Origin of the sequence: Citrobacter sp. RHB20-C16, assembly GCF_013890155.1 — a bacterium.
In the GTDB taxonomy this organism is placed as follows: domain Bacteria; phylum Pseudomonadota; class Gammaproteobacteria; order Enterobacterales; family Enterobacteriaceae; genus Citrobacter_A; species Citrobacter_A amalonaticus.
This window is the reverse complement of the sequence record NZ_CP057630.1, coordinates 3,703,969-3,723,051: the sequence shown is the minus strand read 5'-3', so window position 1 is coordinate 3,723,051 and position 19,083 is coordinate 3,703,969. Positions and strand designations below refer to the sequence as shown.

General features: G+C 54.7%; 21 protein-coding genes. 6 read left to right on the top strand and 15 right to left on the bottom strand.

Annotated elements, in window-relative coordinates; genetic code table 11:
- Nucleotides 1–129: 129 nt before the first annotated feature.
- The 5 genes from nrdF to HVX64_RS17855 form a co-directional block, all read right to left on the bottom strand.
- On the bottom strand, nt 130–1,089 hold the full coding sequence (gene nrdF / locus HVX64_RS17875; protein WP_044255110.1) for a class 1b ribonucleoside-diphosphate reductase subunit beta: 960 nt from the start codon (nt 1,087–1,089) through the stop codon (nt 130–132).
- Nucleotides 1,090–1,099: 10 nt separating this feature from the next.
- Nucleotides 1,100–3,244: a class 1b ribonucleoside-diphosphate reductase subunit alpha gene (nrdE, locus tag HVX64_RS17870; protein ID WP_044255112.1), complete on the bottom strand. Its 2,145-nt coding sequence runs from the start codon at nt 3,242–3,244 to the stop codon at nt 1,100–1,102.
- Nucleotides 3,217–3,627 carry a class Ib ribonucleoside-diphosphate reductase assembly flavoprotein NrdI gene (nrdI, locus tag HVX64_RS17865; RefSeq protein ID WP_042999632.1) on the bottom strand — a complete coding sequence of 137 codons (411 nt, stop codon included), beginning with the start codon at nt 3,625–3,627 and terminating at the stop codon, nt 3,217–3,219. Before nrdI ends, nrdE begins: the two co-directional genes overlap by 28 nt.
- Complete coding sequence (nrdH, locus tag HVX64_RS17860) at nt 3,624–3,869, bottom strand: glutaredoxin-like protein NrdH (RefSeq protein WP_042999633.1); 246 nt, start codon at nt 3,867–3,869, stop codon at nt 3,624–3,626. The genes nrdI and nrdH overlap by 4 nt, the downstream gene beginning before the upstream one ends.
- 190 nt (nt 3,870–4,059) lie before the next feature.
- Nucleotides 4,060–4,491 carry a carboxymuconolactone decarboxylase family protein gene (locus HVX64_RS17855; protein ID WP_044255114.1) on the bottom strand — a complete coding sequence of 144 codons (432 nt, stop codon included), beginning with the start codon at nt 4,489–4,491 and terminating at the stop codon, nt 4,060–4,062.
- 88 nt (nt 4,492–4,579) lie between these two features.
- Between HVX64_RS17855 and HVX64_RS17850 the strand changes: the two genes are divergently transcribed.
- Nucleotides 4,580–5,923, top strand: coding sequence for a PLP-dependent aminotransferase family protein (locus HVX64_RS17850; protein ID WP_044255117.1), 1,344 nt, complete (start codon nt 4,580–4,582; stop codon nt 5,921–5,923).
- A gap of 55 nt (nt 5,924–5,978) precedes the next feature.
- On the opposite strand, the gene HVX64_RS17845 is transcribed toward HVX64_RS17850, so the two are convergent.
- A complete protein-coding gene (locus HVX64_RS17845; protein ID WP_042999636.1) occupies nt 5,979–6,305 on the bottom strand; it encodes a DUF883 domain-containing protein in 327 nt (108 codons plus the stop codon).
- A 161-nt stretch (nt 6,306–6,466) separates the two neighbouring features.
- Here HVX64_RS17845 and HVX64_RS17840 point away from each other — a divergent pair, with 161 nt between their 5' ends.
- Complete coding sequence (locus tag HVX64_RS17840) at nt 6,467–6,811, top strand: DUF2002 family protein (protein WP_042999637.1); 345 nt, start codon at nt 6,467–6,469, stop codon at nt 6,809–6,811.
- 34 nt (nt 6,812–6,845) lie between these two features.
- Here the strand turns inward: HVX64_RS17840 and alaE are convergent, their stop codons facing one another.
- Nucleotides 6,846–7,295, bottom strand: a complete 450-nt coding sequence (alaE, locus tag HVX64_RS17835) for an L-alanine exporter AlaE (RefSeq protein ID WP_042999638.1) — start codon at nt 7,293–7,295, stop codon at nt 6,846–6,848.
- A gap of 473 nt (nt 7,296–7,768) precedes the next feature.
- Here alaE and stpA point away from each other — a divergent pair, with 473 nt between their 5' ends.
- On the top strand, nt 7,769–8,170 hold the full coding sequence (stpA, locus tag HVX64_RS17830; RefSeq protein ID WP_042999639.1) for a DNA-binding protein StpA: 402 nt from the start codon (nt 7,769–7,771) through the stop codon (nt 8,168–8,170).
- Between the two features lie 43 nt (nt 8,171–8,213).
- On the opposite strand, the gene HVX64_RS17825 is transcribed toward stpA, so the two are convergent.
- Both HVX64_RS17825 and HVX64_RS17820 read right to left on the bottom strand, forming a co-directional pair.
- Nucleotides 8,214–8,741 carry a rhodanese family protein gene (locus tag HVX64_RS17825; RefSeq protein ID WP_044255122.1) on the bottom strand — a complete coding sequence of 176 codons (528 nt, stop codon included), beginning with the start codon at nt 8,739–8,741 and terminating at the stop codon, nt 8,214–8,216.
- A gap of 9 nt (nt 8,742–8,750) precedes the next feature.
- The gene (locus HVX64_RS17820) at nt 8,751–9,050 is read right to left on the bottom strand and encodes a metalloregulator ArsR/SmtB family transcription factor (protein ID WP_042999641.1); all 300 of its coding nucleotides are present in this window, start codon (nt 9,048–9,050) and stop codon (nt 8,751–8,753) included.
- A 180-nt stretch (nt 9,051–9,230) separates the two neighbouring features.
- Between HVX64_RS17820 and HVX64_RS17815 the strand changes: the two genes are divergently transcribed.
- Both HVX64_RS17815 and lysM read left to right on the top strand, forming a co-directional pair.
- The gene (locus HVX64_RS17815; protein WP_042999642.1) at nt 9,231–9,401 is read left to right on the top strand and encodes a YqaE/Pmp3 family membrane protein; all 171 of its coding nucleotides are present in this window, start codon (nt 9,231–9,233) and stop codon (nt 9,399–9,401) included.
- A gap of 123 nt (nt 9,402–9,524) precedes the next feature.
- Complete coding sequence (gene lysM / locus HVX64_RS17810) at nt 9,525–9,974, top strand: peptidoglycan-binding protein LysM (RefSeq protein WP_042999643.1); 450 nt, start codon at nt 9,525–9,527, stop codon at nt 9,972–9,974.
- Nucleotides 9,975–9,980: 6 nt separating this feature from the next.
- Here the strand turns inward: lysM and csiR are convergent, their stop codons facing one another.
- The 6 genes from csiR to glaH all read right to left on the bottom strand — a co-directional run bounded on the left by csiR (nt 9,981) and on the right by glaH (nt 17,295).
- On the bottom strand, nt 9,981–10,673 hold the full coding sequence (gene csiR / locus HVX64_RS17805) for a DNA-binding transcriptional regulator CsiR (protein ID WP_042999644.1): 693 nt from the start codon (nt 10,671–10,673) through the stop codon (nt 9,981–9,983).
- A gap of 45 nt (nt 10,674–10,718) precedes the next feature.
- Nucleotides 10,719–12,119 carry a GABA permease gene (gene gabP, locus HVX64_RS17800; protein WP_042999645.1) on the bottom strand — a complete coding sequence of 467 codons (1,401 nt, stop codon included), beginning with the start codon at nt 12,117–12,119 and terminating at the stop codon, nt 10,719–10,721.
- A 129-nt stretch (nt 12,120–12,248) separates the two neighbouring features.
- Nucleotides 12,249–13,532, bottom strand: a complete 1,284-nt coding sequence (gene gabT, locus HVX64_RS17795; protein ID WP_042999646.1) for a 4-aminobutyrate--2-oxoglutarate transaminase — start codon at nt 13,530–13,532, stop codon at nt 12,249–12,251.
- A 22-nt stretch (nt 13,533–13,554) separates the two neighbouring features.
- Nucleotides 13,555–15,006 carry an NADP-dependent succinate-semialdehyde dehydrogenase gene (gene gabD, locus HVX64_RS17790; protein ID WP_042999647.1) on the bottom strand — a complete coding sequence of 484 codons (1,452 nt, stop codon included), beginning with the start codon at nt 15,004–15,006 and terminating at the stop codon, nt 13,555–13,557.
- Between the two features lie 24 nt (nt 15,007–15,030).
- Nucleotides 15,031–16,299, bottom strand: coding sequence for an L-2-hydroxyglutarate oxidase (gene lhgO / locus HVX64_RS17785; RefSeq protein ID WP_042999648.1), 1,269 nt, complete (start codon nt 16,297–16,299; stop codon nt 15,031–15,033).
- Between the two features lie 18 nt (nt 16,300–16,317).
- Nucleotides 16,318–17,295, bottom strand: coding sequence for a glutarate dioxygenase GlaH (glaH, locus tag HVX64_RS17780; RefSeq protein WP_042999649.1), 978 nt, complete (start codon nt 17,293–17,295; stop codon nt 16,318–16,320).
- Nucleotides 17,296–17,568: 273 nt separating this feature from the next.
- Between glaH and HVX64_RS17775 the strand changes: the two genes are divergently transcribed.
- A complete protein-coding gene (locus HVX64_RS17775; RefSeq protein WP_044255128.1) occupies nt 17,569–19,068 on the top strand; it encodes an alpha/beta fold hydrolase in 1,500 nt (499 codons plus the stop codon).
- The last annotated feature ends 15 nt before the right edge of the window (nt 19,069–19,083 follow it).

Below are 19,083 nucleotides of genomic sequence, written 5' to 3'. Positions count from 1 at the left end.
CGAAAATTCAGGCGAATATGACAACAGCTATTGAGTGTAGAACACCCTGAAATAGTTTGGTGAGTAAAACGTGATCTGCTTAAAATATTAACGTAAATATTGTAATGATATTCCCTATATTAATTTGTGTTAAAAATTCCAGTCTTCGTCTTCTGTTTCGACGGCTTTACCCATTACGTATGACGATCCTGAGCCAGAGAAAAAGTCGTGGTTTTCGTCGGCGTTAGGCGAAAGCGCAGCAAGTATCGCCGGGTTCACCTCCGCCATTTCCGCCGGGAACAGCGCCTCATAGCCCAGGTTCATCAACGCCTTGTTGGCGTTGTAGCAAAGGAACGCATTGACATCCTCTGCCCAGGCGGTGTCGGCATACAGTTCTTCGGTATAACGGACTTCGTTATCGTACAGTTCCATCAGCAGCTCGAGGGCAAAATCCTTCAGCTCGTCACGCTCGGATTGAGAGCGTTTTTCCAGTCCTTTCTGGTATTTATAGCCGATGTAATAGCCATGAACCGCTTCGTCACGAATGATTAGCCGGATCAGATCGGCGGTGTTGGTGAGCTTACCGCGGCTGGAGAAATACATCGGCAACCAGAAGCCGGAATAGAACAGGAAGGATTCCAGAAACACACTGGCAATCTTCTTCTTTAACGGGTCGTCGCTGGCGTAATGCGCGAGGATAATCTGCGCCTTTTGTTGTAACGGCGCATTTTCTTCGCTCCAGGCATAAGCGGCATCGACATCTTTCGTCTGGCACAGCGTAGAGAAGATGGAACTGTAGGAGCGGGCGTGCACCGCTTCCATAAAACTGATGTTCGACAGCACCGCCTCCTCATGCGGTGTCAGGGAATCTGCCATCAGCGACGGGGCCCCGGCGATATTCTGGATGGTGTCGAGCAGCGTCAGGCCGGTAAAGACGCGGATGGTCATCTGCTGCTCGGCGGCGCTCAGGTTTTGCCACGCTGGAAGATCGTTAGACAACGGTACTTTCTCCGGCAACCAGAAGTTGCTGGTCAGGCGGTTCCACACTTCGAGATCTTTGTCGTCCTGAATCTTATTCCAGTTGATGGCGCTCACGCGTGATAATGTCATACCGGTCTCCTTACAATGCGCACGAAACGCAGCCTTCAATTTCTGTACCTTCCAGCGCCAGCTGTCGCAAGCGAATGTAATATAACGACTTAATGCCTTTTCGCCAGGCGTAGATCTGCGCTTTGTTGATATCGCGGGTGGTGGCGGTATCAGGGAAAAACAGCGTCAGCGACAGGCCCTGATCGACGTGTTTAGTGGCTTCGGCGTAGGTATCAATGATTTTCTGTGCGCCGATTTCATACGCGTCCTGATACATATCCAGATTCTCATTGGTCATGAACGGGGCCGGATAGTAGACGCGCCCGGTTTTGCCCTCTTTGCGAATCTCCACTTTCGAGACAATCGGATGAATGCTCGACGTCGCATGATTGATGTAGGAGATCGAACCGGTCGGTGGCACCGCCTGTAAATTCTGGTTGTAGATGCCATAGCGCATTACTTCATCGCGCAGATACCGCCACATTTCACGCGTCGGCAGCGTGATGCCGCTACGGGCAAACAGCGCCCGGACTTTCTCGGTTTTCGGCGTCCAGTTCTGCTCCAGATACTGCGTGAAGAACTCGCCGCTGGCGTAGCGCGACTGTGCGAATCCGGCAAAGGTCTGTCCACGTTCGCGTGCCAGCAGCATCGACGTATGCAGTGCATGCCAGGTGATGGTGTAAAAGTAGAGATTGGTGAAATCCAGTCCTTCTGGCGAACCATAGGCGATGCCTTCGCGCGCCAGATAGCCGTGCAGGTTCATCTGTCCCAGTCCGATGGCGTGGGAGGCGGCATTACCGGCAGCAATCGACGGGACGCTGTGGATATGGCTCATATCTGACACCGCCGTCAGCCCGCGAATCGCTGTTTCGACCGTCCGGCCAATGTCCGGAGAATCCATGGTGTGGGCAATATTCAGCGAGCCGAGGTTGCAGGAGATGTCATGCCCGGTCTGGGCGTAGTCAAGATTCTCCTCGTAGGTAGAGGCGCTGTTGACCTGCAAAATTTCCGAGCACAGGTTGCTCATATTAATGCGACCCGCAATCGGGTTGGCGCGATTCACCGTATCCTCATACATAATGTAGGGATAGCCGGATTCAAACTGAATTTCTGCCAGTGTCTGGAAAAAGTCGCGGGCGTTAATGTATTTTTTGCGCACTCGCTCGTCGGCGACCAGTTCGTCGTATCGTTCGCTTATGGCGATATCGCCGAAGGGCTTACCGTAAAGACGCTCGACGTCATACGGTGAAAACAGCGCCATCTGCGCATTCTGTTTGGCCAGGCGGAAAGTGACGTCCGGGATCACTACCCCTAGTGAGAGCGTTTTAATGCGGATCTTTTCGTCGGCGTTTTCGCGTTTAGTATCGAGGAAACGCAGAATATCCGGATGATGCGCATGCAGATAGACCGCCCCCGCCCCCTGACGTGCGCCTAGCTGGTTGGCATAGGAAAAGGCGTCTTCCAGCATCTTCATCACCGGGATCACCCCGGAGGACTGGTTTTCGATGCGCTTGATGGGCGCACCGGCTTCGCGCAGGTTAGAGAGTAAAAACGCCACGCCGCCGCCGCGTTTGGAGAGCTGAAGCGCGGAGTTCACCGCCCGACCGATCGACTCCATGTTATCTTCAATCCGCAGCAGGAAGCAGGAGACCAGTTCGCCGCGCTGCTGTTTACCGGAGTTTAAGAAGGTAGGCGTGGCGGGCTGGAAACGCCCAGAGAGCATCTCATCGGTGAGTTGTGACGCCAGCGCTTCATCCCCCTGCGCAAGTGTGAGCGCAACCATCACCACACGGTCTTCAAAATCTTCCAGGTAGCGTTTGCCATCAAAGGTTTTCAGCGTGTAGCTGGTGTAAAACTTCCAGGCGCCGAGGAAGGTCTGGAAACGAAAACCGCTGGCGTGGGCGCGGGCAAACAGCGATACCACGAAAGCGCGATCGTAGCGTGCCAGAACGCTTTCGTCGTAATACCCTTCGCGCACCAGCGTTTGCAGACGTTCCTCCTGACTGCTAAACGTGACAGAGTGGGGGCCAACATGGGCGGCAAAAAAGGCGTCGACCGCCTGCCGGTCCTTATCGAACTGAATACGGCCTGCTTTATCGTACAGATTCAGCATGGCGTTCAGTGCATGGTAATCCAGCGATTCCTGCGTTACGCGTTCTGCGGTTGTCGTTGCCAAAATTCGCTTACTCCTTTTCGAACGTTGTCGATGTCGGCGGGGGTTCCCATCAGTTCAAAACGATAGAGCCAGGGTACGGCGCATTTCTGGGCAATCACTTCCCCTGCGCGACCATACGCCTCGCCGAAGTTACGATTGCCAGAGGCAATGACACCGCGAATTAACGCCCGGTTGTGAGCATCATTTAAAAAGCGGATCACCTGTCGTGGTACTGCGCCGGCCGTGCCGCCTCCACCGTAGGAAGGCACCACCAGAATGTAGGGATCGTCTACCCGGATCCGTTCGCGTTCATTCAGCGGAATGCGAATGGCGGGCAGCCCCAGACGCTGCATAAAACGGTGCGTATTTTCGGAGCTGCTGGAGAAGTAGACGAGCGGGTTCATGCGCTGGCTACCCGAGGCTCTGGATGCAGACGGTTGATCATATCCGGACGAAATCCTGACCAACGGGTTTCGCCGGCAATGACCACCGGCAACTGGCGAAAACCTTGCGCACGCAGGGTCTCGGCCGCGTCGGGCACCAGATCGACGTTCACCATCTCAAATTCAAATCCACGGCTTTCCATCGCCCGTTTAGTGGCGTGGCACTGAACACAGTCATTTCGAGTGTAAATAGTAATGCGCATGATTCGTATTTCCATTTAAAATGAAAGAACGGCGCGATAAGACGCGTCGGTTTGGGTGTGTACTGATAGAGGGAATACTAGATGTAGTTGAAATAAGTTTCAACCATACAAGATATGGGAATTATCGATTGATTACTCCCCACCGATGAGCCTGGCGGGGAGCGGGAGTTTGTGCTGAAAAATCGCCGGATTACATCCGCATGCTAACGGCCAGGCGGTTGAAGCAGTTCATCAGGCCGATCGCAAAGGTCAGGTCGCTGATTTCGCGAGCGCTAAAATGCGTAAGCAGCGGCAGATAAACGTCATCTTCAGCATGGGTTCTGGCGATATCGGTCACCGATTCAGCCCATGCCAGCGCCGCTTGCTCCTGCGCGCTGAAATGATGACTCACTCGCCAGCCGGCCAGCGCGTCCAGTTTACTTTGCGTGACACCCGATTTACGCAGCGCCTTGCTGTGCATTTCCAGGCAAAATGCGCAGCCGTTGATCTGCGAAATACGCAGGTAAATCAATTCCATCAGCGTGGTATCCAGCGCGCTGTTTTCCAGTGCCGTTTTCGCTTGTACCAGGGCGTTATAGACTTCAGGGCTGAGTTCATAGTAGGGCTGGCGTAACGTCGTCATGGTGCTTCTCCTCATGTTGATGGCAGGCAATGTAGCACTATAATGGACTGCAAAAGAGAGCCATATTTTTACGAAAAAAGCAGACCATATGCCGCGCTATCAGCAAATTGCCCGTCAGTTAAAAACGGTCATTGAACGTGGGGAACTCCAGCCCGGAGCCAGACTACCGTCCAGTCGTACCTGGTCACAGGAGCTGGGTATTTCGCGCTCGACGGTGGAAAACGCTTATGCGGAGCTGGTGGCACAGGGCTGGCTGGAGCGGCGAGGGCAGGCGGGAACGTTTGTCAGCGCACAGTTGCATCCGGAACAGACGTACAGCGAACCGGTGGTCTTTGCCGGAGAAAGTACCGTTCCTCAGCCCTTTCAGATGGGGCTTCCTGCACTGGATCTCTTCCCGCGAGACATCTGGGCGCGGGTGATGGGGCGACGACTGCGCACGCAGACGCGTTTTGATCTGGCTCTCGGCGACGTCTGCGGTGAAGCCGTGTTACGCCAGGCAATCGTGGACTATCTGCGCGTGTCGCGCAGTATTGACTGTCTGCCCGAGCAGATTTTTATCACCTCAGGCTATGCGGCGTCGATGACCCTCATCCTGCGCGCGCTGGCCAAGCCGGGCGATGGCATGTGGATTGAAGATCCCGGCTTTCCGATGATCCGTCCGGTGATTGAGCAGGAAAATGTCGCGCTGCTGCCGGTTCCGATCGATGACGACGGGTTGAATGTGGCGACCGGGATCCGCGATTATCCGGATGCGCGTTTTGCACTACTCACTCCGGCCCATCAAAGCCCGCTTGGCGTCGCGCTGTCGCTAGCCCGGCGTCATCAACTGCTGGAGTGGGCATCACATACCCAGGCGTGGATTATTGAAGATGATTACGACAGCGAGTTTCGTTATCACGGTAAACCGCTGCCGCCGCTGAAAAGTCTGGATGCGCCACAGCGGGTAATTTACGCCGGTACGTTCAGCAAATCGCTGTTTCCCGCCTTGCGCTGTGCATGGCTGGTGGTGCCAGTAAACCAGGTGAGTCGTTTTCGTCAGCAGGCGGTACGGATGGCCTGTAGCGTGCCGCTGCTCTGGCAGCAAACGCTGGCGGATTTTATCCGTGATGGGCATTTCTGGCGGCATCTGAAAAAAATGCGTCAGCACTATGCGCAGCGAAGGCAATGGACGGAAAGGGCGCTCGGCGAACAGGGATTTCACGTTGTGCCCCAACAGGGCGGGATACAGCTGGTGATTACTGTTGACGGTGACGATATCGCGCCGGTACGCAAAGCCAATGAGGCGGGCCTGGCGGTCCAGGCCCTGAGTCTCTGGCGGTTGAATACATCGGGGATGGGAGGGATTTTGCTGTCGTTCACTAACATCGCTTCGCCTGAAATCGCAAGACAGGTGGCAAAGCGGTTGCGACAGGCCATTCAGTCAGCGCTTTAGTCGAGTTTATGCCAGGCCGGATATACGTAAACGCTATCCGGCACCGGCCTCATCCTTAGCGACGAAGACTCAGCAACGCACCGACAAAGATCCCCACCGCCGCCGCCGTACCGATGCTACACCAGGGTTTATCACGCACAAACGTATCAGCGCAGCCTACGGCGTCACGGGCGGCTTGCTGCACGCGCGTCCGGCCATGCATTTTCGCACGCGTCTCTTTCAGTAGCGCCTGTGCTTTACGCCGTGCGGTATCTGCTTCATCCTTCGCATCGCTACCCAATGACTTCAGTACGGCTTCCAGACTATCGGCTAATTGATTGACGTCATTATGAATATCCTGCACGCCATCATCTACGTCGTTTCGGTTCGGTCGGTTAAACATATGATCCTCCAGTGATTTCGATGTGACTTTCAGTTTAGTCGATATTTTTAACTTCTGAGACGCCTCACGGCGTTATTGCGCGTTTATGGACTTTTCTGAAAGCGTTGCCAATGCTGAATCAGGTAAGGTAAGCCCGCAGTAAAAGATAACGAGGAAAAAATATGTATTTACGACCTGACGAGGTGGCGCGCGTACTTGAAAAAGTGGGGTTTACCGTTGATGTGGTAACACAGAAAACGTACGGTTATCGACGTGGCGAGAATTATGTCTATGTTAATCGCGAAGCGCGTATGGGACGCACTGCGCTGGTGATTCATCCGACATTAAAAGAGCGCAGTTCTTCGCTGGCTGAACCGGCATCTGAAATTAAAACCTGCGACCATTATCAGCATTTTCCGCTTTATTTAGCCGGGGACACCCACGAACACTACGGCATTCCTCACGGCTTTAGTTCGCGTATTGCGCTTGAGCGTTATTTGAATGGACTGTTTGGCGAGGCGAGTTAATTAAGCGACTGGCACAGCCAGTCGCAAAGTCGTTTCAGGCTTTAACCTGTTGGTAGCGACTCACCTTAAACAGGCGGCGGCAATAATCGAGGAAATAGCCATATACCGCCCCCATCATCATCGATATTACGATATTAGAACTGACTGCGGCGGTAATTTGATGCCAGTCAGCGCCCACCGTCAGCAGAATAGCGACATAAACCGGGGACTGGAAGGTGACATAAGCCAGTACATCCGCCAGGTTTTTCAGCCACCCCGCAGAACCCACTTTACGCGACGCCTTCATAAAGAGATCACGATACATTCCATAGGGCCAGGCGATCAGAATGTTGACCGGAATGGCGACCAGTCGGGACGAAAGTGATTGCTCAAAGGTCATTCCGGAGAGGAAGATCTCGATCAACATGTTCACGACAGAACAATAAACAACCATCGCAAACGTGTCTGCTACAGCATGACGCAAGCGTGACTGTGGTGAGAACATGCTAATGCTCCTTGTAAATAAGGGGTAAAATTGCCGTTAAATAAGTTAGTGTTAGTGTTTTGTTGTGGTGTTTTTGCTTAATGCTAGAGTATATTGCTGCATTGTAACTATCAACTAGCGAAATATTTTTATTTTGACGCTTTTTGTCGATAAAATACTCTGTAACCGCCTGATTTTTGTACCGGATAGAGTTTTTGTTGTTTGTGTATTTTAAATCATTAAAAATCAAGATGTTATGTTGGTGTTCTGATTGAGGGATTTCCCTGTAAGGCAAAAACCGCATTCTATGTTCGATGAGCCGATATGGAGGTTATTCGTCAGAGAATGAGAAAATGAGCCGGAATATTATTTAGCGTATATTAACGGGAGGTGGTATTTCCTCTGTTATATTCCAGGGGCTGGAAAATGTTCTAACAATATAATAGACTGCGCAGTGTAATAATTTGTTTTTGCGTTAAAGGATTTTAATTATTATGAATTTGATGTTACAGAACTTAAATAATATTCGTAAATTACGCGCCATGGCTCGCGAATTCTCCATTGACGTTCTTGAAGAAATGCTGGAGAAATTCAGGGTCGTCACTAAAGAAAGACGTGAAGAAGAAGAACAGTTACAGCGTCAGCGCGCTGAACAGCAGCAGAAAATTAATACTTTGCTGGAAATGATGAAGGCCGACGGAATTAGCCCGGAAGAGTTATTCAGCAATGACGCCGCGGCCATGCGAGTGGGTAAAAAACGCCAGCCGCGTCCGGCGAAATATCGCTATACCGATCTTAACGGGGAAAGTAAAACCTGGACCGGTCAGGGGCGTACGCCAAAACCGATTGCCCAGGCACTGGCGGCAGGTAAATCGCTGGACGATTTTCTGATCTAATTCTGTAAGCGGTGAGGTGTTCCTCACCGCTTATTTCCCGTGATTATTGAGGACGGCGATTCCACGGCATTTTGTCGAGCAATCGCGCCATGCCGCAAAAACCAGTCAGTCCGGCGAACAGCAACCCCGCGCCTACAAAACCGCTGAGCAGGAAAAAGCCGCTGTTGACGCTATATCCCAACACTACGCCCAGTAAGGCCAGCCCGCCTGCGGCAATTTGTACCTGACGCATCAGCGGAAGCGGCTGTGATTTATCTTCTGCCGTGGGGAAACCCGCCGCTTTCCAGCCGTCAATGCCCCCTTCCAGCAACAAGGCTTCAGCCGGTGCGGCAAGAGCCTGCAAGGTAGCCGCATTGTTTTGCGTTCGTTTTCCGGACTGACAATGGAAAATGACGCATTCACCTCGCAGCCTGGCAGGAAAGCCCCCCTGTTCGAGCGTACTCAGCGGTGCGAGATGGGCCTGCGGAATATGTTCACGCAGATATTCGTCGGCATCGCGAATATCAATCAGTCTGGCGCCTTGCTCAATACGGGCCTTTGCGTCGCGCGGGGAAATCGTCCCGATGGTCATGTTCACTCCTTATGGACAATAGACGTTTTTCAATGTGGCAATGAGTGAATTCACCGCTGCATTTTTAATGAAATAGAGGATGCGCTGAGCATCGCGCTGGCTGCCAATCAGCCCTTCTTCGCGCATTTTTGCCAGATGCTGTGAAGTGGCCGAGGGACTTAACCCGGTGGCGCGTGCCAGATCGCCCGCGCTGGTGCCCGGTGAGCCGCAAAGCATACACAGGATCAGCAGTCGCTTAGGGTTGCTCATCGCTTTCAGCAGGGCCGCCGCCTGTTCCGCGCTGGCCTGGAGTTGTTCGAGTTCGCTCATCTTTATTTTAGTGTTTTCTAAATTAAGTAAAGTCTAAAATAAAAATGAAGCGACTGCCAGTGTAAAAATCGTAAAAGAGGGTAAAAGCGAGAGTGATAACTGGCGATCTCCGCTAAGCTCGCTACGCTTAGGGATAAAATCCCTTTTTAAACAATGAGTAATTTTTTTTTTGGAGTGTATATGGGTTTCTGGAGAATTGTATTTACGATCATTCTGCCGCCGCTGGGGGTCCTGTTGGGTAAAGGATTCGGCTGGGCGTTCATTCTTAATATAGTTCTGACGTTACTGGGCTATATTCCGGGTTTGATTCACGCGTTCTGGGTGCAAACCCGTCCTTCATCTCTTTCTTAACCGCCATGATACCGCCCGATAGCGTGACGTTATCGGGCCACACCGGTCGCCGCGCCGTCAGAATTTTAAGCGAAACTTTCTGCTACACTTCCTGAGTGTTTATTGTCAACGATCGAGGTGGATATGGGACTTTTCAACTTTGTAAAAGACGCCGGGGAAAAACTGTGGGATGCAGTAACCGGTAATCACGATAAAGACGATTTAGCAAAAAAGGTGCAGGACCATCTGCATAAAACCGGTATTCCGGACGCTGACAAGGTGAATGTACAAATTGCTGATGGCAAGGCGACGGTGACGGGTGACGGATTAAGTCAGGAAGCGAAAGAAAAAATCCTGATTGCGGTCGGGAATATTTCCGGGATTGCCAGCGTGGAGGATCAGGTTAAAACCGACGCGCCTGCCGCCGAGAGTCAGTTCTACACGGTGAAATCCGGCGATACCCTGAGCGCTATTTCGAAACAGGTTTACGGCAATGCCAACCTGTATAACAAAATTTTTGAGGCGAATAAGCCGATGCTTAAAAGCCCGGATAAAATATATCCCGGCCAGGTGCTGCGTATTCCGGAAGAATAAGCGCCGTCAGGATTTTTGCGCCAGTAGTTTACCGGTCATGGCCTGCTGGATAATAGGTATCGGCGTCAGTAAATGTTGGCGCATGAGTTCACTGGCGCGCGTCGCATCGCGCGCCAGAATTGCCTCCGTTAGCGTCTGATGCTGAATGTGTTTATCCTCCAGCATTTCAACCGACAAGACCGTTTTTCGCAGCCAGATAAACCGATAGCGCGCCGCGAGATCAAACAACCGTTCACGCATTTGCAGCAGATACTGCGAACCGCATCCGGCAACAATAGCGGTATGGTATGCCTGATGGCGTAAATCCCACTCATCCAGCAGGTGTTCGCTGGCGTCGCTGGCCTCTAGCTTGCTGAGCATGTGGGCGCGGGCGAGGATCTCAGCTTCCCATTCGTCACCGCCGCGTTCAATCGCCAGACTTACCAGCATGGCTTCCATATTGGCCCGGGCGTCGAAAATATCGAGCAGTTCCTGCTCTGACATGGACGCCACCCGATACCCTTTTTGATTCACCACCGTGACCAGCCGTTCCGCCACCAGATGAGAAAGCGCCTCCCTGAGCGGCCCAACGCCAAGAGAATAGCGTGAAGTTAATAAACTCATGCGCAGTTTTTCATCAGGTTGATAAACACCACGGATAATATCGTTCTTCAGCCAGCGGTATCCATCTATGGCCGTCGGATGGGAAATGGCGGTCATGGTCTTACTCCTGAATCGTGTTCCCGGCCTGCGCCGGGAAATCATTTAACGGGTATTTTGCAGCGGTGTCTTTTGCCACAATACCAGTTTTTTCCAGCGCGACATAATCGGCACGGTGCAAATAATCCCCAGCCCCAGCAACCCTGTGGAAATCACTTCCAGCTGTTGCGCCGGGCGGAAGAGCATCACAACCAGCACAAAGATGATAAAGCCAATCACCAGCCAGGTCAGCCATGGATAGAGCCACATTTTCAGTTTGATCTCGCCGCCTTCCGCCAGCAGGATTTTGCGCATCCTCAGCTGAGAAACGGCGATAACCAGATACACCAGCAGGGCGATAGCGCCGGAGCTGTCAATCAGGAACTTAAACACTTTTGCCGGGGCATAATAGTTCACGACTACGGTTAAAAACGCCGCGCCTGTCGAGAGTAACACCGCCACCCAGGGGGTTTTGCTGCGATTGATTTTACCCATCATGGCTGGCGCGTCGCCACGGCGGCTCAGGGAGTAGAGCATTCGCGACGCGGTATACAGCGCAGAGTTCAGGCAACTGGTTACCGACAGCAGGATCACACAGTCCATGATCAGTTTGGCATGCGGAATATGCAGCAGTTCCAGCACCGACTGATAGGAACCTACCTCTTTCAGACCCGGCATGTTCCACGGAATCAGGGAGACGACGACAAAGATCGAACACAGATAAAAGATCGAAATACGCCAGATGACCGAGTTAGTGGCGCGGACGATGTGCTTATCCGGCGTGTCGGATTCGGCAGCGGCGATGGTAACAATCTCAGCGCCCATAAAGGAGAACATGGTGATCAGCATGGCGCTTAGCACCGCGCCAAAGCCGTTCGGCATAAAGCCGCCGTGATCCCACAAGCGCGAAATACCGCTGACTTCAGCGTAAGGGTAAAAACCGCTGATCGCCGCGGCACCCAGCGCGATAAAGGCGAGGATGGCAATCACTTTGCACAGCGCCAGCCAGAACTCAAATTCACCGTAGTTTTTGACGCTCAGCAAATTACTGCCGGTCAACGCCAGCGTGATGACCAGCGAGAACAGCCAGATCGGGATGCCGGGGACCCAGGAATTGAGGATGATGGCGGCGATATTCGCTTCAAGCGGGATCACCAGCACCCAGAACCACCAGTACAACCAGCCGATGGTGTAGCCTGCCCAGCGTCCGATGGCTTTATCGGCGTACGTGGAAAAGGAACCGGTGTCCGGCGTGGCGACGGCCATTTCGGCCAGCATCCGCATAATCATCACCACCAGTAACCCGGCGAACAGATAGGCCAGCAGGACCGCGGGCCCGGCCTGGGCTATCGCCACACTGGAACCCACAAACAGACTTGCGCCGATAACCCCGGCAATAGACAGCATGGTGACGTGGCGTGATTTCAGCCCGCCCCCTAAATCATGTGATTGCGACAGTTGCCCCATCTTATGACCTCTTTATTGTTATTGAACCGTTTGCCGGATGGCGGCTCCGCCTTATCCGGCCTTCAGAGGAGAGGTTTTCCAGGCCGGACAAGACGCCGAGGCATCTTGTCCGGCAGCGCTACAGGCGTGTTAACCGTGTTTCGCCTCATCAAAACACTGGGCGATAATGTCCAGCCCCTGGCGGATTTGCGCCTCTTCAATGGTGAGCGGAACGAGGATGCGCAGCACGTTGTAGTACGGCCCACAGGAGAGCAGGATCAGACCTTTATCGCGGGCGCGCGCGACGATCTCTGCCGTCAGTTTTGCATCCGGCTTGTTGTGGTCGCCGTCTTCAAACAGTTCGATGGCGATCATCGCCCCCAGCCCACGGACATCGCCGATTTCACGATGCGTTTCGGCAATCGCCAGCAGACCGTTGCGCAGGGTTTTGCCGAGTTCGTTGGCTTTTTGCAGCAGATTTTCCTGCTCGAAAATGTTCAGGACCGCCAGCGCGGCGGCGCAGGCAATCGGGTTACCGGCATAGGTGCCGCCCAGTCCACCCGGCGGGATGGCGTCCATGACGTCGGCGCGTCCGGTGACGCCCGCCAGCGGGAAGCCCCCGGCAATGGATTTGGCGAAGGTAGTGATGTCCGGTGCCACGCCCATCTGCTCCATCGCAAACAGCGTACCGGTACGCCCCGCACCGCTCTGTACTTCATCGGCAATCAGCATGATTCCGTGCTCGTCGCAAATCGCGCGCAGGCGCTGCATAAAGGCCGGAGAGGCGGCGTAAAAACCGCCTTCGCCCTGTACTGGTTCAATCACGATGGCGGCGATATCTTCCGGCGCGGCATCATTTTTAAAGATGCGGTGAATGCTGGCGATGGCGTCATCTTCGCTAATGCCGTGCAAGGCGCACGGATAGAGCGCGCGATAGACGTGACCCGGCATCAGCCCCATTCCGGCGGAGTACGGGTTCACTTTCCCGGTCAGCGACAGGGTGTAGTGAGTGCGACCGTGGTATGCACCGCTAAAGGCGATCGTCCCCGTCCGTTTCGTTGCCGCGCGGGCGATCTTCACCGCGTTTTCTACCGCTTCGGAACCGGTGGTGACCAGCAGGGTCTTCTTGGCGAAGTCGCCCGGCACTTTCTGGTTCATGATTTCGCACAGTTGCAGATACGGCTCATAGGCCAACACCTGGAAGCAGGTGTGGGACAGTTTTTTCAGTTGCGCTTCGACTGCCGAGACGATCTGCGGGTGCAGGTGTCCGGTGTTCAGCACCGCGATGCCGCCAGCAAAATCCAGGAATTCACGGCCTTCCACGTCCCAGACCCGGCAGTTTTCCGCGCGCGCGGCAAAGATCGGATGAATTTGTCCTACGCCACGCGGGACGGCATGAGCGCGACGCTGCATTAATTCGTTATTGGTGCTCATCAGGTGTTCTCCAGTTGATTTATTATGAAAGGCCAATGCACAGGTATTTGATTTCTAAGTAATCTTCGATGCCGTATTTGGAACCTTCACGGCCAAGACCGGAGGCTTTGATTCCGCCAAACGGCGCGACTTCGTTCGAGATAATGCCGGTATTAATGCCGACGATGCCGTACTCCAGCGCCTCGCCAACGCGAAAGACGCGGCTCAAATCGCGGGCGTAGAAATAGGCCGCCAGACCAAACTCGGTGTCGTTGGCCTGTCTGATAACGTCGGCTTCATCACTAAAGCGGAACAGCGGAGCCAATGGACCGAAGGTCTCTTCTTTGGCGACCTTTGCGTTGTCTGGCACGTCCACCAGAATGGTGGGCTGGAAGAAATTACCGCCCAGCGCGTGCGGTTTTCCGCCGGTGATGATGCGCGCCCCTTTTTCCAGCGCATCGGCAATATGCTCCTGCACTTTGGCGACCGCTTTCTCATCAATCAGTGGGCCGGTAGTGACGTCGGGTGCCAGACCGTCACCGAGATGCAGTTTTTCCACCGCCTGTTGCAGCTTCTCCGCAAAGCGCTCATAAACGCCGTCCTGCACATACAGACGGTTGGCGCAGACGCAGGTCTGTCCGGCGTTGCGGAACTTGGACGCCAGCGCGCCTTCAACCGCTTTATCGAGGCAGGCATCGTCAAAGACGATAAACGGCGCATTACCGCCCAACTCCAGAGAGACTTTTTTGATGTCTTTGGCGCACTGTTCCATCAACTGACGACCAATCTCCGTCGAACCGGTGAACGACAGTTTGCGCACCAGCGGATTGTGGGTCAGTTCGTTACCGACCGCGCCCGCCGAACCGGTGACAACACTGAATACGCCCGGCGGGATCCCGGCGCGGTTTGCCAGTTCCGCCAGCGCCAGCGCGGAGAACGGCGTCTGGCTGGCGGGTTTAAGCACCATCGTGCAGCCAGCCGCCAGTGCCGGACCGGCTTTGCGGGTGATCATCGCTGACGGGAAGTTCCACGGCGTAATGGCGGCAGTAACGCCAATCGGTTGCTTAATGACGATCAGGCGTTTGTCGGCCTGGTGTCCGGGAATGGTGTCGCCATAAATGCGTTTGCCCTCTTCGGCAAACCACTCAATAAAGGAGGCGGCATAGCTGATTTCCCCTTTGGCTTCTGCCAGCGGCTTGCCCTGTTCCAGGGTCATCAGGCGGGCGAGATCGTCCTGATGCTCCAGCATCAGATTGAACCAGCGACGCAGAATATTCGCCCGCTCTTTGGCGGTGAGGTCGCGCCAGGCGGGCAGCGCGCGGTTAGCGGCCTCAATGGCATCGCGGGTTTCCGCGCTGCCCATTTTCGGCACGCTGCCCAGCGTCTTGCCGTTGGCCGGGTTGGTCACCGCAATGACTTCGCCGCTATCGGCATCGCGCCACTGGCCGTCGATCAAGGCCTGCTGACGGAACAACGTCGGATCGTTTAGTTGCATGATGGCTTCCTGTCTGAAAAAAGGTTAACGGGTGAAAGCGGCGTGTAAGGTGTCCACGCTACGTGCCGCACGCAGCGTGCGTCCGGGGTTGCTCTGGTTTGCCAGCAGCGTTTGTACCTGGCTGACGATGTGTGCGCCGATAGGCAGCGCTGACGTCGCCGCAGGGGAGGGGGCATTGCAGGTGTGGATCGATCGCGGTGTGGTGACAAACAGAAAATCGTCAATCAGCTTGCCGTCCGGCGAAACGGCCTGAGCGCGGACGCCTGCAGGCCACGGTTGCAGATCGTTTAGCGTCAGGCTCGGGCAGTACTTTTGCACCAGTCGCAGATAGCCACTCTTGCACAGCGAGTTTTTCATTTCGCTTAAACCGGCGCGCAGGTTGTTTTGCAGAACCCGACGAATGCCGGAAGAACCGAGGATCTCCAGCGTATCGCTGAGCGAAAAGTCGCGTTTGCGATAGCCCTCGCGCTTAAACGCCAGCACCGCATTTGGCCCAACCGTGACGCTGCCGTCGATCATGCGGGTGAGATGGACGCCGAGAAACGGCATCGCCGGATCGGGAATCGGGTAGATCAAATGGTTGACGATATGGTTGTGTTCCGCCGCCAGGCGGAAGTACTCGCCACGGAACGGGCAGATGATAAAGCCTGGCTCGACGCCGAGCATTTTCACCAGCCGATCGGCCATCAGTCCGGAGCAGGTAATTAGCGTCGACCCTTCAAATTCCTGTCCCTGGCGGGTACGCACGACCATGCCCGAGGCGTGCTCTTTCAGAGCGCTGACGTCGGCGTTGTAGATAATTTCGCCGCCTCTGGCCTGGAAGATTTTCGCCATCGCCGCCGTGACCTCCCGGTAGCTGACGATCCCGCTGGACGGCACAAAAATGCCGCCGAGTCCGGTGATGTTTGGTTCGCGCTCGCGCAATTCCTGCGCATTCAGCCACTCGCGTTCTAAGCCATTCGCGGCGGTGCGATCCCACAGGGCGCGCATCCGTTCCATTTCCTGTTCAGAGGTGGCGACCAACATCTTGCCGCAGGTGTCGTAGCGGATGCTGTTTTGATCGCAAAAGGCTTTGGTCGCACGGTTACCGACGAGACAAAACTGCGCTTTAAGACTGCCGGGAGTGTAATAGACCCCGGCATGGATCACGCCGCTGTTGTGGCCCGTCTGATGACAGGCCGGGCCGGACTCTTTTTCCAGCAGCGCGATGCGAGCGTCCGGATAGACCTCACTTAACTGCATGGCGGTCGACATGCCAATAATGCCGCCGCCAATAATCACAAAATCATACATCCGCTTGTTCCTTCACGCTTACTGATGCGTCTGGTAGTGGTGGGTGGAATAAGCGAAGTAGCCGCGCTGACGCATGAGTTCGCGGCGCAGGTCCGGGTGCGAGGTAAAACGATCGCGACCGTGTAGCCAGAACAGGTTGTTGATCAACAGGAATTTACCCACCGAAACCGGAACGGACAGGATGCTTTTGCTGGTTTCCAGCGCATCAGACAGCTCGCTCAGCCAGACACCTTCTTCAAAATCTTTTGGCTGCACAAACTGGTCGATGTAGCGCATAACCGGGCGGCCCTGTTGGTCGACGTCAAATACCGGGTGGTACACATCATGACTGACGTTCTTGCTGGGCGGCGCAGCGAAGCGCATCGGACGGCGCGCCAGTGGGTGGCTGAAGTACTCGTCAAGATGTTCCCAGTCGTCAAGATGCAGCAGCAGCGAGTTGCCGCCGGTCATGTTTTGCTCGTCGATTTTCATCATCAGCACGTAATCGGTGATCTCTTCGACGTAGGTGCCGTCGTTATGCAACTCCATTACGCGGTGTGGCTGACGCAGATAGCTGTCTGAGTTATCGACGTTTTTTACCACAAAGCGCGCATAATACTGACCGCTCATGGCATCAAAGTTGGAGCGTCCAACCAGATGGGCCACCGCGGTTGCCAGTTTGACCATATCGTCAGCCTGCGCCACGTTATCGATGCCTTCTGCGTTGATCAGCAACGCGCCCTTTGCGCGATCCAGCAGCGTTTTCAGCAGCAGCGGCTGCAGCTGGTTGTCGCACAGATCGTCAAGGATCTTGCCCACTTTGAAGCGCAGGAACGATTTGTATTCCAGTGCCTGCACCGGCCATTGCGCGACCTGCCGAAGAAAGTGTTCTGTCGTCCGGGCGGAAAAGGTCAGCTCTAGCAGACGTGGGGATTGGGCTGACGGTTTCAGCGTAAATCCGTTGCCAGGTTGGCCTGGATCTTCAGCGTTTGGTTTAACGGCAGTCAGTGCATTCATCAGAATCGATCCTCTCAGTAGATGGTCAGGGAGACATGGCGAAGCTCATTTCGTAGCCATAAATTAAAAATATCTACATTTTTAGAAAGCGTGCACAAAATGAACCTTTTGTTTCTTTTTTGTGATCAAAAACAACAAATATTTAACATTATTAAATGCAGGGGTAAATGCATGCGTATCGGGAGAAAATGGCGGAAAAGGTTGAGGAAACCGCCGGTTAGCCTACACTAACGCCGGTTGCGGTGTGTCTGATGAGCGAGGTTCGGGATAAACATGTTGCTTAAAAACCTCTTCCGTCGGGTGAAGTGGGTCAGTTCCGGCCTGTTGGCGCTGATCAAACACGTGGTGCTGACGCTGCTGGTGGTACTGATTATTTTTCTCGGCGTGCGGGTGTATCAGACAGAGAGTGGGCCTGATCTTCATTCCTGGCATACCTGGCACGGGAATGAAATGAGCGCGGCGGCGCTGGATAACGCCACCTTTGCGCAGTATCAGGTACGGGAAGCGGCGCTGTTTGCCGATCTACAAAAACAGGTGGGCGATACGCTGAGCCCGGATGAGCAGACGCCGATCAACCGTTTCTGGTTGGGCAGTCGGGTTGCTCCGGGGCAATTTACCCCCAACTGGAACCGCTCATTCGTGTTGATGCCGCAAGGCAAACCGCGCGGCGTTGCCGTGATGCTCCACGGCCTGACCGACTCGCCCTACAGCCTGAAAGATATCGCCCGGATCTACCAGCAGCAGGGATTTATCGCCGTGGTGCCACGCCTGCCCGGACACGGTACCGCGCCAGGCGCGTTAACGGCGGTCGACTGGGAAGCGTGGCTGGCCGCGACACGTCTGGCGGTGCGTGAGGCGACGAGACTGGCGGGTAACGAGGTGCCGCTGCATCTGGTGGGGTACTCTAACGGCGGCGCGCTGGCGCTGAAATACACGCTGGACAGTCTGGACGACGCCACGCTGCGACGTCCGCGTCAGGTGGTGTTGCTGTCGCCGATGATTGGCGTCACGTCATTCGCCCGTTTTGCCGGGCTGGCGGGGTTACCGGCGCTGTTTCCCGCGTTTGCCAAAGCCGCGTGGCTCAACGTCACGCCAGAATTTAACCCCTTCAAATACAATTCGTTTCCGGTCAATGCGGCGCGGCAGTCTTATCTGCTGACCAAAGCGCTACAGCAGCAAATTGTGCAGGATGCGCAGACTATGCGACTTCACGATCTGCCGCCGGTGCTGACCTTCCAGTCGGTAATGGATTCCACCGTCAGCACCCAGGCTGTAGTGGAGTCGTTGTATCGCTATCTGGGACCTAACGGCAGCGAACTGGTGCTGTTTGATATCAATCAGGCGGCTAACCTGCGCCCTCTGCTGCGGACATCTTCTTATACCGCCGCCGCGACGTTGCTGCCCTCCGTACCGCGAGCTTACCGCACAACGGTGGTCACTAATGCCACGGCAGAAACGCTGGCCGTGGTGGCGCGTGACACCCTCGCCGGAACGCGTGATGTGCAGGTTCAGCCGTTACAGGAGGCCTGGCCGCAGGAGATGTATTCGTTGTCGCATGTGGCGGTGCCCTTTCCAATGACCGATTCGTTGTATGGGTTGAAGCCGGATGTGTTGAATCGCTATGGGCTGAGCATTGGCACGATTGCGCTGCGCGGAGAGACCTCCACGCTGCTGGTGGGGCTGGATACGTTAATGCGTGTCACCTCGAATCCGTTCTTTCCCTATATGAAGGAACGGATTGAGGCGGTTATCGGAAGGAATGTTAAGAATTGAGACTGTTGCCGGATG